Origin of the sequence: Agromyces fucosus (genome assembly GCF_004134865.1) — a bacterium.
In the GTDB taxonomy this organism is placed as follows: Bacteria; Actinomycetota; Actinomycetes; order Actinomycetales; family Microbacteriaceae; genus Agromyces; species Agromyces fucosus.
Genome location: NZ_SDPO01000002.1, coordinates 998,402 through 1,011,816, shown reverse-complemented (window position 1 = coordinate 1,011,816; position 13,415 = coordinate 998,402). Strand labels below are relative to the sequence as shown.

13 protein-coding genes are annotated in these 13,415 nt (G+C 71.5%); 6 read left to right on the top strand and 7 right to left on the bottom strand.

Going from position 1 to position 13,415, the window contains the following annotated elements; genetic code table 11:
* Positions 1–32: 32 nt before the first annotated feature.
* The 3 genes from ESP57_RS10430 to ESP57_RS10420 all read right to left on the bottom strand — a co-directional run bounded on the left by ESP57_RS10430 (position 33) and on the right by ESP57_RS10420 (position 3,512).
* A complete protein-coding gene (locus tag ESP57_RS10430) occupies positions 33–341 on the bottom strand; it encodes a hypothetical protein (RefSeq protein WP_129231491.1) in 309 nt (102 codons plus the stop codon).
* Entirely contained in the window at positions 329–859 is a 531-nt protein-coding gene (locus ESP57_RS10425; RefSeq protein WP_129231490.1) for a hypothetical protein, read from the bottom strand. Before ESP57_RS10425 ends, ESP57_RS10430 begins: the two co-directional genes overlap by 13 nt.
* Positions 860–968: 109 nt before the next feature.
* Positions 969–3,512, bottom strand: coding sequence for an AAA family ATPase (locus ESP57_RS10420; protein WP_165877434.1), 2,544 nt, complete (start codon positions 3,510–3,512; stop codon positions 969–971).
* A 141-nt stretch (positions 3,513–3,653) separates the two neighbouring features.
* Between ESP57_RS10420 and ESP57_RS10415 the strand changes: the two genes are divergently transcribed.
* Together ESP57_RS10415 and ESP57_RS10410 are read left to right on the top strand one after the other, a co-directional pair.
* Positions 3,654–3,986 (top strand): DMT family transporter, encoded by a 333-nt coding sequence (locus tag ESP57_RS10415; RefSeq protein WP_056006900.1) that lies wholly within the window; start codon positions 3,654–3,656, stop codon positions 3,984–3,986.
* A gap of 74 nt (positions 3,987–4,060) precedes the next feature.
* Positions 4,061–4,813 (top strand): GAP family protein, encoded by a 753-nt coding sequence (locus tag ESP57_RS10410; protein ID WP_129231488.1) that lies wholly within the window; start codon positions 4,061–4,063, stop codon positions 4,811–4,813.
* A 98-nt stretch (positions 4,814–4,911) separates the two neighbouring features.
* Here the strand turns inward: ESP57_RS10410 and ESP57_RS10405 are convergent, their stop codons facing one another.
* Positions 4,912–6,036 carry a hypothetical protein gene (locus ESP57_RS10405; RefSeq protein ID WP_129231487.1) on the bottom strand — a complete coding sequence of 375 codons (1,125 nt, stop codon included), beginning with the start codon at positions 6,034–6,036 and terminating at the stop codon, positions 4,912–4,914.
* 111 nt (positions 6,037–6,147) lie between these two features.
* Between ESP57_RS10405 and ESP57_RS10400 the strand changes: the two genes are divergently transcribed.
* Positions 6,148–6,948: a DNA/RNA non-specific endonuclease gene (locus tag ESP57_RS10400; protein WP_129231486.1), complete on the top strand. Its 801-nt coding sequence runs from the start codon at positions 6,148–6,150 to the stop codon at positions 6,946–6,948.
* 21 nt (positions 6,949–6,969) lie between these two features.
* Here the strand turns inward: ESP57_RS10400 and ESP57_RS10395 are convergent, their stop codons facing one another.
* Complete coding sequence (locus ESP57_RS10395; protein WP_129231485.1) at positions 6,970–8,169, bottom strand: AI-2E family transporter; 1,200 nt, start codon at positions 8,167–8,169, stop codon at positions 6,970–6,972.
* A gap of 91 nt (positions 8,170–8,260) precedes the next feature.
* Entirely contained in the window at positions 8,261–9,241 is a 981-nt protein-coding gene (locus ESP57_RS10390; protein WP_129231484.1) for a cation diffusion facilitator family transporter, read from the bottom strand.
* A gap of 58 nt (positions 9,242–9,299) precedes the next feature.
* On the opposite strand from ESP57_RS10390, the gene ESP57_RS10385 reads away from it, so the two are divergent.
* Positions 9,300–10,886: an FAD-dependent monooxygenase gene (locus ESP57_RS10385; protein WP_129231483.1), complete on the top strand. Its 1,587-nt coding sequence runs from the start codon at positions 9,300–9,302 to the stop codon at positions 10,884–10,886.
* A gap of 30 nt (positions 10,887–10,916) precedes the next feature.
* Positions 10,917–11,852, top strand: coding sequence for an EamA family transporter (locus tag ESP57_RS10380; RefSeq protein WP_235507627.1), 936 nt, complete (start codon positions 10,917–10,919; stop codon positions 11,850–11,852).
* A gap of 31 nt (positions 11,853–11,883) precedes the next feature.
* Here ESP57_RS10380 and ESP57_RS10375 read toward each other — a convergent pair whose 3' ends face one another.
* Positions 11,884–12,585: a helix-turn-helix transcriptional regulator gene (locus ESP57_RS10375; protein ID WP_129231482.1), complete on the bottom strand. Its 702-nt coding sequence runs from the start codon at positions 12,583–12,585 to the stop codon at positions 11,884–11,886.
* A gap of 73 nt (positions 12,586–12,658) precedes the next feature.
* On the opposite strand from ESP57_RS10375, the gene ESP57_RS10370 reads away from it, so the two are divergent.
* Complete coding sequence (locus tag ESP57_RS10370; protein ID WP_129231481.1) at positions 12,659–13,390, top strand: alpha/beta fold hydrolase; 732 nt, start codon at positions 12,659–12,661, stop codon at positions 13,388–13,390.
* The last annotated feature ends 25 nt before the right edge of the window (positions 13,391–13,415 follow it).

The following is a 13,415-nucleotide window of genomic DNA, read 5'->3' as shown; positions in this document are numbered from 1 at the left end:
CGGCGGCGGCGACCCTGAGGCCCGGTGGTGGCCTAGTGCTGCCTGCGCATCTCGCGTACCCCGAGGACCACGAAGACGACGGCGACCACGAGGGCGATGCCGGCGATGCCGAACGGCCCGATCGATCCGAGCAGGGCCGAGAAGCCGGCGCGGCGGCCCGAAGATCCGTCGGCGACCTCATCCCAGAGCGGGGTGAAGCACGCCACGGCGATCGTGAGGGCGATCGCGCCGCCGCCGAACCATCCCCACGGTGTCTCGCGCTCCTCGTCGTGCGCAGTCGACGGATCGGCGTCCGACGCCGCGGGCGGTGTCTGCGGCTCGTTCGGGGTCACGGACGCCACAGCGCACCGCCTTCGTCGAGGTTCGAGGAACCGACGTACACCCCGATGACGCCGTTGTCGCCGTCGGACGAGAGCGGGAAGCATCCGGAGACCGTCTCGCCGGCCGCGAGCGCCTCGACGATCTCGGTCGGGCTTCCGCCCTGCGCGCCGTTGCACTCCTCCATGCCGGTGAACGTGGAGTCGAGGTAGTCGCCGTTCGCGAGTTCGGAGTAGATGCCCGAGAAGAGGAGGTTGAGGGTGGCGGGGTCGTCGACGGCGTCGCCCGTGTAGCGGAAGTCGATGTCGGCGAACCAGATCTCGTCGCCGCCGGAATAGGCCTCCGCGACAGCTGCGGGCGCCTGCTCGAGCGAGGTCACCGAGACCTCCACCGGCAGCGTCGCCTCGCCGGCGGTCAGGTCGAAGCTCGCCGACTGGCCGATCTGCTTCGTCTCGGGTCCGGAGCTCGAGCATCCGCTGAGCATCAGGGTCACCGCGGCACCGGCTGCCGCGAATGCCATCAGGGTCGGCTTGGTCGCCATTCGTGTCTCTCCTCTGCACACAGCCGCGAACGCGGCGGACCCATCCTGTGGTGGGCGGAGCGTGCGTCGTGAGTTTCCCGAACGAGCCCGAACGGCCGTCGCGATCCGCTCAGCCGACCAGCGCGACGCGTTCGCGGAGTTGCGGGGTGCGCGCGTGGCCGATCGATTCGAGAAGATCGAGCGCGCGTCGGGCCGCGACGCCGGCGGCCGCAGGATCGCCGGCCGACTCCAGCACCGCCGAGTGCACTGCGAGCGACCTCGCCAGCTCCAGAGGATCGCCGATGGCCTCGGCGACCGACTGCGCCGCGGTCGCCCGCCTGCCCGCGAGGCCGAACTCGCCGGTGGCGACGGCGATCTCCGCGAGCGTGTTCAGGGCGTCGGCCTCGACGAGCGGCCAGCCGACCTCCCTCGCCTCGCGGAGCGCTCGCGCCCCGGCCGCCGAGGCGTCGCCGAAGCGCCCGCGCGCGAGCTGCACCTGGGCCTCGAGCACGTCGAGCTCCGGTTCGACCTCGATGCCCTCCGAGCCGTCGAGCATCGCGCGGCACTCGGCGATCGTCGCCGCGGCTTCGTCGATGTCGCCGGCCGCGACCAGGATGCCGGTGCGCACGACCCGGAGGTACGACGCGGAGAAGCCGGTGGTGCCGTGCCGGATGAGTCCGTCGATGTCGGCGAGGGCCTCTGCGGTGCGCCCGATCGCCCCCCGGAACATCGCCCGATTCGAGCGGATGATCGCGAGGTTGACCTCGTCGCCGGCCGACTCGCTGATCTGCCGAGCGTGCTCGTACCCGGCTGCCGCCTCGGTCGACCTGCCGCGCAAGCGCGAGAGATCGGCGAGGTTGCCGATCGCCCGCCCCTCGGTGATGCCGTTGCCCGCCGCCGCGGCTCGTTCTCCCGCCGTGCGGTACGCCTCCTCGGCGAGGTCGTAGCGGCCGAGCATGCGATGCACGTTGCCGATGATGTTCCAGCGACGCCCGGGCATCGCCTCGGTGCCGATGCGTTCGGCCCGGTGCAGGGCCGCGAGGGCTGCGTCGACATCGCCGAGGCGCTCGGACGCCCGGGCGAGCAGCTCGGCGATGTCGCCGCGCTCACCGGGTTCGGCCGAGGCATCCGCTCGCACCAGGAGGTCGTGCGCCTCGGCCCAGTAGCCGGCGTCACCGAGCTGTTCGGCGAAGCGCTGCGCGAGGCCGACGAGCTCGGAGCGGAGGCCGAGCTCGTCGGCGAGCAGTGCCGCGGCATGGAGCTGACCCACCCCGACCCGGTCGAGCTGCGAGCGCTCGGCGACGACCCTCACGAAGGTGCGGCCGAACTCGCGGCGAACCGAGAGCGGATCGGTGTCGAGCGCGAGGCGGCGGGCGAAGGCTCGCACGGTGTCGTGCATGCTGATCAGCCCTGATTCGGACTCCACGAGGTGCAGCGAGGTGAGGCGGCCGATGCCCGCGCCGGGTGCGAGGTACCCGATGATGTCGCGGTGGATCGGTGCCGAGAGCAGCCCGAGCGAGCGGAACAGCGCCATCGCGTCGTCGTCGAGGGTGGCCACCGTCGACCGGAGGAACGGGCGCACACGCTCGTCGGCATCGCCGCTCTCGAACCGTTCGGCGACGTCGTCGAGGCTCCACCGCGGATTGTCGCGGACGAAGCGGGCGATGACGGAGAGGTCGAGTCGGATCCCTCCCGAGGCCCGCGCCAGGCGAGCGATCGCGTCGTGCCCTCCGGAGGTGATGCGATCGCCGAGTTCCCGCTCGAGCAAGGCGATCGCCTGCTCGCTCGTGAGCGGCTCGACGACCAGGCGCCGTACCCGCGGCGACGCCGAGCGGTCTGCCGACCCCGCGCGCCCGCGCTCGATCTCGGCCTCGAGGTCGTCGAGCATCGCGCGCGACGTGACGAGGATCTGCGCGCCCGGCGTACCGATGAGGAGCGGTGCCACAGCTGACGCTGCTGCCGCGTCCTCGAGGAGCAGCAGCGTGGGGCGGCGGGCGCACGCCTCGGCGATGCGCCGGCGGAGGATGCCGGCGCCGGCGCGGTGCTCGGTTCGGGCGCCGAGGGTGCGGGCGATGCCGCGGAGCGCCTCTTCGGCAGCGACGGGCGCCTGCACGCTGTCGTAGCCGCGGAGCTCGACCCTCAGGGCGAGGTCGACCCGGCCCGCGGCCCGCTCGCCCGCGGCCAATCGCCGGGCGAGCATGCTCTTGCCCACGCCCGGCAGGCCGGTGATGACGAGCACCGTGCCGGGAGCGACGGCGGGGGTCGACGGTGGAGCGTCCGACGAGGCCGGAGACGCTGCACGGCCGGCGCCCAGCTCAGTCACGACGACGTGATCGCCGAGGGTGGCACCGGCCAAGCGGAGTGCGAGCCGCCGCCAGGCCTCGGCCGGACCGGCGGGCACCCCGAGCGCGAGCACGATGTCGCCGACGAGATCGGCGTCGATCCGTCTCCGGTCAGGTCGGAAGCAGTCGTAGACGGTCACCCGGCCGGGCGCGGCGCCCGACCCTCGTCGCTCGCGCAGCACCGCGACCTGCCTGGTGAGCTCGGCGAAGCTCGGCGCTCCCTGATCGAGGCGGAGCTGCGTGAGCGCGCGCGAGAACGCCGCGAATCCATCGATCCCGGGCGAGGGCATGAACGCGGCGGATGGCGCGGGGCTTCGCGTCGGTCCGTTCACAGCCGTTCCTCTGCATCTCGGGAGATCCGGGCGCATCGCGAGGTCACCGCCCGCACGGTCCCACCACCCTATCGAGCGGGTCGTCGCCGACCTGCACTAGTGTCGGAGGCCGCCACACCCGCGACGAGAACGGAATCCACCATGGCCTGGCTGTTCCTCACCCTCGCGATCGTGTTCGAGGTCGCGGCGACGAGCTTCATCGGCAAGACCGAGGGGTTCACGAAGCTCTGGTGGACCGTCGGAGTGCTCGCGGCCTACGGGGTGTCGTTCGCGATGCTCGCCCAGGCGGTGCGCGAGCTCGAGATCGGCATGGTCTACGCGATCTGGTCGGGCGTGGGCACGGCGGCGATCGCGACGATCGGGGTGCTCTTCCTCGGCGAGAGCCTCACGATGCCCAAGCTCTTCGGCATCGGGTTGATCATCGCGGGTGTCATCGTGCTGAACGTCTTCGCCGCGCCGGCCGCGCACGCCTGACGAGCCGCCCGGCCGCCCTCGACCTCAGTCGTGCGGGGGATCCGTCGGCGCGCGGCATCCGGCAGGCTGGACGGATGGACCTCGACCTTCTGAGCGGAGCCGCCCTCACCGGCCCCGCCCTCCTCGGTGCGCTCGCGCTGCTGGCGCTCGTCGACTCGACGAGCTTCGGCACCCTGCTCATCCCGACGTGGCTGCTCCTCGCGCCCGGCCGCCTGCGGCCCGGCCGGATCCTCATCTACCTCGCGACGGTCGCGGGCTTCTACCTCCTGGTCGGCATCGTGCTGCTGACCGTCGCGGCCACCGCCCTCCCGCAGCTCATGACGCTCGCCGCGACCCCCGGCTTCCTCTGGGCGCAGCTCATCGTCGGCGCGGCCCTGCTCGTCGGGTCGTTTTTCATCGGCGGCAAGCGCAAGCGCACGGGACCCGGCCGCTTCGCGCGCTGGCGCGAGCGAGCCGTCACCGACGTGGGGGAGGAAGCGGGTAGCCTGCTGCCGCTCATGGGGCTCGCGGTCGCCGCCGCTGCCGTCGAGGTCGCGTCGATGCTGCCGTACCTCGTCGGCATCGGACTGCTCTCGACCTCGGAGTTCGACGCCGCCGCCCGGCTGCTCGTGCTCGCGGGGTACTGCCTCGTCATGGTCCTGCCCGCCCTCGTGCTGCTCGGCCTCCGTCTCGTCGCGGCACGGGCGATGGAGCGACCCCTCGCACGGCTCGGCGCCTGGATGGAGAGGAACGCCGCCGAGACGACCGGATGGATCGTCGGCATCATCGGGTTCCTGCTCGCGCGGGCGGCGGCCGTCGAGCTCGGCCTCTTCGAAGCGATCCTGTAGCGCTCGTCCCGACCGGGTCGACACCCGAGACGCGGAACGCGCGCACCGACCGGGTGGTCGGTGCGCGCGTTCGCGTGGTGCGTCAGTCTGCCAGCAGGTCAGTCCCACTCGACGACGGCGCCGTCGGTCGCGAGGTTCATCGACGGGGTGCCGAACGACGGGCCGAACAGCACGGAGCACGTGCCGGTGGCGCCGTCCTTCGTGCACTCCGCAGTGACCTCGACCGAGCCGAGGTACCCGCCCGTCACCAGGGTGGGCACGTCGTAGCTCAGCTCGGGCTGGAACGCGCCGATCTCGGCGCGCGTCTCGGCGGGCAGCGTGCGGCTGATGGTGCCCTCGGTGAGCACGGTTCCGTCGCTCAGCGTGGCCGGAATCGTGAGTCCGCAACCGGCCTCGAGCGTCGTCGACACGATGCAGGCGTCGACCGAGGCCGAGACGGCCTGCCGGAAGGCGTCCGCCGCCTCGGGCGTGAGCACCGCGTTCATGCCACTCGTGTCGGGGTACTCGCTCGGCGCGGTCACGACGATCACGGTCTCGCCCTCGAGGGCGAACCCGTCGACGGTCACGCCGTACTCGTACGCGCCGGGGAACGCATCGACGTACTCGCCGCTCACCGGGACGCCGTTGATGGTCGGCTCGAGGCCGTCGAGCTGGTAGACGCTCAGCTGACCGGTGCCGCCCGTGACCGTCCACCCGTCGGAGTCCTGGGAGACGGAGATCTCGGTCGTGACGGGCGTGTCTCCGATCGAGTAGGTGACGGGCACCAGGCCGTAGCCGCCGGTGATGTCGGGCTCGCCGATCACGATGTCGGTGAGGGGTGCGAGCTCCTGCGACGCGGCGAGTACGTCATCGGTCAGCAGCGGGCTCGACGAATCCGGTGCGTAGATGAACGAGAGCGCCGCCTCCGCATCGCCGTCGGCGATGGCGGTGAGGTATCCCTCTGCCGTCTCCTCGGCGCTCCCGCCCCCGGCGAAGGGGCTGCCGCCGCCTGCGATTCCGCGCAGGGCGCTGATCGCGAACACGATCGCGACGATGAGGACGACGAGCACGACGAGCCCGCCCCCGACGATGCCGAGGATCGCGCCCGTGCCGAGGCCTTTCTTGGGCGCGGGGGCCACGCCGCCGGGTGCCGCAGCCTCAGGAGCCACCGCCGGCGCGGGCGCCGCCTCGGTCGTCTCGGGAATGGTCTCTTGGGGCTCTTCGCCCCGGGAATCTTCAGTCAATGTTCCCCCTTCGGTGGCCAGCCTATGTACGCCGGTGAGGGGGTCACGGCGGGCCGGGGGTGGAGGGCTCCCCATTGCGGATTTGTCGGCAGGTCGTGGTCGACTCTGGGCATGGGATTCGACACGCAGTTCCTCGGAGTGCCCGCACCGATGCCGCGAGCAGGTGAGGTCGAGGCCGCGGCTTCCGTCGATCTCGAGTACCTCCACTTCTCGGTCGTGCTCGACACCGTGCGGCGCCTCGCGCGGGTCACGGGCGTCAACGTCGACGGGCCGTCGCTCATCGACCTGCCGCGCGGCGACGACTGGAGGCTCGACGAGCGCATCCCGGCCGATTGGCAGGCAGGCCCCGAGATCTACGCCCGCAACGACTTCGACCGCGGCCACCTCGTGCGCCGTCGCGACCCCGTCTGGGGCGCGCCCGAGATCGCGGCGCGGGCGAACGCCGAGACCTTCCGCTACCCCAATGCCGCCCCGCAGGCCTCTGGCTTCAACCAGTCGAAAGAGCTGTGGCTCGGCCTCGAAGACCACGTGCTCGAGCACGCCGAGGTCTACGGTCTGCGGCTCAGCGTGTTCACGGCACCCGTGCTCGCGGCGGGCGACCCGCCGTATCGAGGCATCCGAGTGCCCCTTCGGTTCTGGAAGGTCGTCGCGTGGAACGACGGCGGACGCCTCGCGACGACGGCCTTCGTGGTCGACCAGGCGCCGCTCGTCGACACGAGCGAGGTCGTGGCGCCGACTCCGGGCGAGACGCCGCCGCTCGGGCCGTTCCGCACCTTCCAGGTGCCGGTGTCGGATGTCGCGGAGCTCACCGGCCTCGTCATGCCCGAGCTCGAGGCAGCCGACGTGCTGCCCGTGACCGTCGCGGTGACCGGCTGGCGGCAGCTCGCGGGCGCCGGCGACATCCGGCTCTGAGCCCGCGCTCCCGGGCGCTCGCTACTCGACCGGCGAGACGGCCGGCGCGAGGGGCGCGCGTTTCGCCTTCCGAGCCGCCTTCGCCGCGGCATCCGACTCGGCCATGAGCGCCTTCGTCTCGTCGAGCTCGCCGAGCATCGGGCGGAGCCAGAAGGAGTTCGGGTTCGAGTCGACGAGCACCATGCGCACGAGCAACGTGAGGGGAATCGCGAGAATTGCGCCGATCGGGCCGATGACGACCGCCCAGAACAGCACCGAGAAGAACGTGATCGTCTGGCTCAGCGCGACGGCGTTGCCGACGACGCGCGGCTGGATGACCGACTGGATCACGGCGTTGATGACTCCGTAGACGACGATCACGGCGATCACCGTCGGCCAGCCGCCCACGAGCGCGCCGAAGATGATCGGCGGGATGATCGCGATGAAGTAGCCGATGTTCGGGATGAAACTGCAGAGGAAGGCGAGCAGACCCCAGATGAACGCGCCGGGAACGCCGATGATGAGGAGCGCGATCCAGTTCACGACACCCTGCGCCACGCCGAGCACCGTCGTCACGACCATGTACCGGCGGACGTTGCTGCCGTAGTTGACGAGCGAGGTCGCGACGAGTGGGCGATGCGGCCGAAGCTGCCGCAGCAGTGTCGGCAGGTAGCCCGCGTCCATCGCCATGAGCAGCAGCATCGTGAAGAGCACGACGAGCGTCGTCGTCCACCCGGCGAGGCCGCCGACGAGTCCGCCGACGAACCCGATGACGGTACCGGGATCGAAGTCGGAGAACAGCGCGTGCACCTCGTCGGCGTTGATGCCGATCGAGACCAGCCACTGGGCGAGGTCGGCGCCCCACGACTTGATCTCGCCGGCGAACTCGGGCAGCAGGTTCGCGAACTGCCCGAACGCGACCATGACGGCGTAGCCGAAGGCGACCAGCAGCAACGTGACGGCGGTGATCACCGACCCCGTCGCGATGCCGCGGGGCACGCCGTGGTCTTCGAGCCACACTCGCAGGGGATGCACGCAGATCGTGAGCACGAGGGCGAAGAAGACCGGGGCGATGATGCCGGAGAGGGCGGCGATGCCGAACGCGGCGACGGCCGCCCCGCCGAACCCGATGAGGATGAACGCGTTGCGGTGCTCTCCGCCCGGCACCTCCCTGCGGAGCGCTTCGGCCTCGGCCTCGCTCGTGACGCCCTTCGGCCCGGTTCGCTTCCTGTTCCACCACATGAGGACTCCGTTCGGCACGGTGCGCGCGCGTCTTGCCTCACGATAGCGAGCGGCGATGCCGGGCAGCGGGAGCGGCGCGGCACGGCGGGGCTCAGGGTGCCGGCGCCGACCGGCCCGGCAGGAGCGGCGGGCTCGCGGCATCGGAGAGCGTGAGGACCGCCCGGCCCACCTGCCGATGCTGTTCGAGCGCGTCTTCGAGCGCGCGCAGTTCGGCCGCGACATCCGCTTCGCCCCGATCGCCCACGAGGTCGACCGCTGCGATCACGAAGACCGTGTCGGGCCCCGTGAACTCGATGTGGAGGAAGGTGACGCGATCGATCTCGGGTCGCTCGAGCAGTTCGGCGAGCACCACGTCGCGCGACTCCTCGTCGATCGCCTCGCCGAGGAGGAAGGCGCGGTTGCGGCCGATCAGCACGACCGCGACGACGCCGAGCAGCACGCCGACGAGGATCGAGCCGAGGGCGTCGTAGACGGGCGAGCCCGTGACCTGGTGCAGCAGCACGCCGAGGAAGGCGAGCACGAGGCCGATGAGGGCGGCGGCGTCCTCGGCGAACACGGCCCGAAGTGTGGGGTTCGAGCTCTTCGCGACGTGCTCGATCGTGTGCCGGCTGCGCTCGCGTGCCGCTGCGCGCGCCTGACGGTAGGCCCGTACGAACGAGATCGCCTCGAGCACGAACGAGACGGCGAGCACGACGTAGGCGACGCCGAAGTCGCTCGCCGGCTCCGGATCGATCAGCTCGGTGATGCCGTGCTGGATCGAGACGACCGCGCCGGCGGTGAAGAGGCCGAATGCGGCGAACATCGACCAGATGTAGGCGTCCTTGCCGAAGCCGAGCGGATGCCGCGCATCGGCCGGTTTCCGCGAGCGGCGCTCGGCGATGACGAGCAGGACCTCGTTGCCGGTGTCGGCCCAGGAGTGCGCGGCCTCGGCGACCATCGACGCCGAACCGGTGATCGCCGCCGCCGCGGTCTTCGCGATCGCGATGAGGGCGTTCGCGACGAGTGCGATGACGACCGTGAGCAGGCTCTCGCCCGCGGTGTCGTTCGCGCTGTCGCCGTCGGTGTCGCCCATGCCTGCCCTCCCCGGTTCGAGTCTGGCATCCGGCGCGCCTCGGTGCGACAGTGGAGGCATGGGCGCGGGCGCAGGGCGCATCGACACCGACGTGCTGATCGTCGGTGCCGGGCCGAGCGGGCTCATGACCGCGGTGTGCCTCGCGAAGCTCGGGGTCGACGCGGTGATCGTCGACGGGAAGCAGGGGCCGACCCGCGAGTCCCGGGCGCTCGCCGTGCAGGCCCGATCGATGGAGCTCTACGACCAGCTCGGCCTCGTCGACCGGGTGCTCGCCGAGCGCTCGGCGGCCACGACCGTGGTGCCGGGGGCCGGCCGGGGTCGACGCCCGTTCGGGCGCATCCGCCTGCGTGCGCTCGGCACCGGGGTCACGCCGTATCGCGAGATCACGGTGTTCGAGCAGAGCCGCAACGAGCGCCTCCTCGTCGATGCGCTCGGTGAGCTCGGGCGCGAGGTGCGGTGGGGCCATCGGCTCGAGCGGCTCGATGTCGCACCGCATACGGACCGAGACGACGACGGCGGCGACGGCGGGCGAGCGGATGCCGCGGCATCCGTCACCGCGACCCTCGTCGGACCCGACGGGCCGGTGACCGTGCGCGCCCGCTACTGCGTCGGCGCCGACGGCGCCCATTCGCCCGTGCGCGAGTCGCTCGGGATCCCCTTCGAGGGCGTGACGAACGAGCACACCTTCTACGTCTCGGATGCCTCGGGCGTCACCGGGCTCGTCGGCGACGCGATCAACGTGCGCGTGACGGCCGAGCACTTCCTGCTCGCGTTCCCGATGGGGCCGGGGCGGGCACGCCTCCTCGGCGTCGTGCGGGACCGCGACCGCGACGAGCACGGAGAGCTGCCCGAGGCCCTCGTGCGCGGCATGCTCGACCGGGAGTTCGGCGTGCGGTACGCGGCATCCGTATGGTTCACGACGTACCGGCTGCACCACCGCCTCGCCGCGCGCTTCCGCGACGGGCCGTGCTTCCTCGTCGGCGACGCCGCCCACATCCACTCGCCGGTCGGCGCGCAGGGCATGAACACCGGCCTGCAGGAGGCGCACGGTCTCGCCTGCGCGCTCGCCGACGTCGTGGTCGGCGGCATGCCCGACGCGCGGCTCGACCGCTACGAGGCGGAGCGGCGACCGGTCGGGAAGGTGCTCGTCGCGACGACGGATCGCGCGTTCGCCGCGGTGACCTCGGCCTCACCCGCCGCGCGCTTCGTGCGCGGCCGCGTCGTGCCGCTCATCGGCCCGATCGCCGTGCGCCTCGCGCCGCTGCTCATCGGCGGACGGCGGGTGTTCGGCTACCTCTCGCAGACCCGCGTCCGCTACCCGGTTCCGGATGTCGCGGGCACCCGCCGGGACGCGGCGGTGGGCGTTCGCCTGCGATGGACGGGGGAGAACTTCGGCGCGCTCCGCTCGATGCAGTGGCAGGTGCACGGGTACGGCGTGCCCGAGCGGGCCGTGCGGCGCATCGCCGGCGAGCTCGGGGTGGAGGCGCACGTCTTCGGTCGTGACACCGGGCATCCGCGTCGAGCCCGGCTGCGGACCGATCGGGTCTACCTCGTGCGCCGCGACGGCTTCGTGGTCGCCGAGGTGCTCGCCCCCGGCACCGGTCGCGACCTCGATGCCGCGAGGGCCCGCCTCGCCGGATTCTGAGGCGCGCTCGGCGACGCGTATCGTCGTATGGTGACCGACGAGACCATGCCCGCTGCGGCGCCCGCTCACGGTGCGGAGCGAGGCAGGAGCCTCGCCGGAGCCGCCGTGCAGCTCGGCACCGAGGTCTCCATCAACTTCGGCTCATCCCTCGCGGGCCTCGTGATCCCGGTCGTCGGCTCGTTCGTCGTCGTCGCCGTGCGACAGCTCGTGATGGTCGTCGCCGTGCTGCCGTTCTACCGTCCGAAGCGCGCCGAGCTCACGTGGCGCCGCCTCTGGCCGGCGGTCGCGCTCGGCGTCGTGCTCGCGATCATGAACGTGACGTTCTACGAGTCGGTGCACCTGCTCGGCCTCGGCGTCGCCGCGACGATCGAGTTCCTCGGGCCGCTCGCCATCGCGCTCGCGAGTTCGCGGCGCGTGCTCGATGTGATCTGCGCGCTCGCCGCAGGGGCCGGGGTCGTACTGCTGATCGGCCCGGGCGCATCGGATGCCGCGGGCATCGACCCGTGGGGCCTGACGCTCGCCCTGACCGCGGCGGCCGCCTGGGCCGGGTACATCCTGCTCACGCGCAAGGTCGCTCACGGCCTGCCGGGGCTCGAGGGGCTCACCGTCGCGAGCATCGTCAGCCTCGCGCTGCTGGCACCGTTCGCGGCGGCGACCTTCGACCCGGCGGTCGTCGACTGGGCCGTCGTCGGCCTGCTGCTCGGCGTCGGAGTGCTGTCGTCGGCGTTGCCGTACAGCCTCGACACGTGGATCCTGCGCCGCATCTCGCCGCGCATCTACGCGATCGTCACGAGCTTCGGCCCCGTCATCGCGGCCGTGTTCGGCTGGCTCGTGCTGTCGGAGACCTTCTCGCTCACCGAGGTGATCGCGATCGTCATCGTCTGCGGGGCCGCGGGCACGGCGCTGGCCACCCAGCGCGCACGGCCCAAGTCGCAGCTCGAGCAGACCGCAGAGGGCATGGCCTAGTCGTACTGACCGGAGCGGCCGATCGAGCGACTCACTCGCCCCGACCGTGCACCGGTCTGGCGTTCGCCGGGGGTTCTCCGACCTCCTGGATGGTGTGGCCGCTGCAAGCCGTCTTGGTCACGCTGGCTCGCTCGATGCGCGACACGGTGAACCATCGCATCGCATTGCGCAGTCGGCACCACCCGACCAGGTACCACTGGCCGTTCGGGGAGGCGAACAGCACCGGTTCGACGTCGCGGGTGGTCGTGGTCCCCTCTCTCGACGTGTAGCGGATGCGGACGACGCGCTGCTCGGCCATCGCCTCCTCCAGTGCCGACCTGGTTGCGCGCGAAGCGGGGGAAGGAATCGCGTCGACCCAGACGCGGCCGGCCAGCTCGTCGGCTCGTGCTCGGGTTCTGGGATCGAGCACGTCGAGGATCTTCCGGATCCCGGCTGCTGCCAGATCGGCGTAGGGGGCATCGGGTGCAGCGGACACGGCCGCCATGAGCGCCACGGCCTGCGCCGGCGACAGGCTGACCGGCGGCAGGGACGCGCCTTCGGCCAACCCGTATCCACCGCCCGGACCTGGGCGCGACCATACGGGCGCGCCGCTGTTCTCGAGCCCATCGAGGTCTCTCTTGACCGTTCGCACGGACACGCCGAACTCTCTCGCCAATCGTTCGGCGGAGACTCCTCGCGCGCCGCTGCGGCGCAACATCTCGGAGAGGGCATGGAGCCGTTCGGTTCGCTTCACCGTTCGGATCCCGACGAATTCATGACAGAAATAGTGACACACTCTTGTCCATGGGGCCTGTGAGAGTTGTGACATGACAACTCCCGCGACCAGTCCGACCATCATCCTCATCGCCGGCCACTGGCTGGGTGCTTGGGCCTGGGATGACGTCCTCGAACACCTGAGCACCGACCACTCGCGCGCAATCGCAATGACGCTGCCCGGTCTCGACGGGGACGATTCCGAACGTGCGGCGAAGACGCTCGACGACCAGGCGGATGCGATCCTCGGAGTCATTTCCCAACATGGAGATCGGCCCGCGGTCCTCGTCGCCCACAGTGGGGCGAACGCCCCCGTCAGTCTCGTCCTCGACCGGCACCCGGAGCTCGTCCACCGGGTGGTGTGGGTCGACTCCGGCCCCGTGGCGGCGGGTAGTGTCTTCGCTCCCGACTTCCCGGATGAGGCGAAGGAGTTGCCGCTGCCGTCGTTCGATGTGCTCGCACAGCAGGCGAGCCTCGAAGGCCTGAGCCCGGAGGTCCTCGAGCGTTTCCGGGCCCGGGCCGTCCCCGAGCCGGGCCCCGTGCTTCGTCAGCCCGTCGAGCTCACGAACGATGCCCGCCGCAAGGTCCGGACCACCCTGGTGTGCTGCTCGATCTCGAGCGAACAGGTCATGGAGCTGGTCCGAGCAGGCCATCCCATGTTCGCCGAAGTCGCGAACCTCGAGCACCTCGACGTCATCGACCTCCCGACGGGGCATTGGCCCATGTGGAGCCGTCCGCGCGACCTCGCCGCGGCCATTCAGTCGGCTGCTTCCCGAACCGACTGAACGGCACGTACAACCGGCAGGGCCA

What these genes read in the sequence shown, in the direction of transcription:
- ESP57_RS10425 (WP_129231490.1), bottom strand. Translation starts at nt 859, where the DNA reads ATGGCGACCAAGCCGACCCTGATGGCATTCGCGGCAGCCGGTGCCGCG.
- ESP57_RS10415 (WP_056006900.1), top strand. Translation starts at nt 3,654, where the DNA reads ATGGCCTGGCTGTTCCTCACCCTCGCGATCGTGTTCGAGGTCGCGGCG.
- ESP57_RS10410 (WP_129231488.1), top strand. Translation starts at nt 4,061, where the DNA reads ATGGACCTCGACCTTCTGAGCGGAGCCGCCCTCACCGGCCCCGCCCTC.
- ESP57_RS10400 (WP_129231486.1), top strand. Translation starts at nt 6,148, where the DNA reads ATGGGATTCGACACGCAGTTCCTCGGAGTGCCCGCACCGATGCCGCGA.
- ESP57_RS10395 (WP_129231485.1), bottom strand. Translation starts at nt 8,169, where the DNA reads ATGTGGTGGAACAGGAAGCGAACCGGGCCGAAGGGCGTCACGAGCGAG.
- ESP57_RS10390 (WP_129231484.1), bottom strand. Translation starts at nt 9,241, where the DNA reads ATGGGCGACACCGACGGCGACAGCGCGAACGACACCGCGGGCGAGAGC.
- ESP57_RS10385 (WP_129231483.1), top strand. Translation starts at nt 9,300, where the DNA reads ATGGGCGCGGGCGCAGGGCGCATCGACACCGACGTGCTGATCGTCGGT.
- ESP57_RS10370 (WP_129231481.1), top strand. Translation starts at nt 12,659, where the DNA reads ATGACAACTCCCGCGACCAGTCCGACCATCATCCTCATCGCCGGCCAC.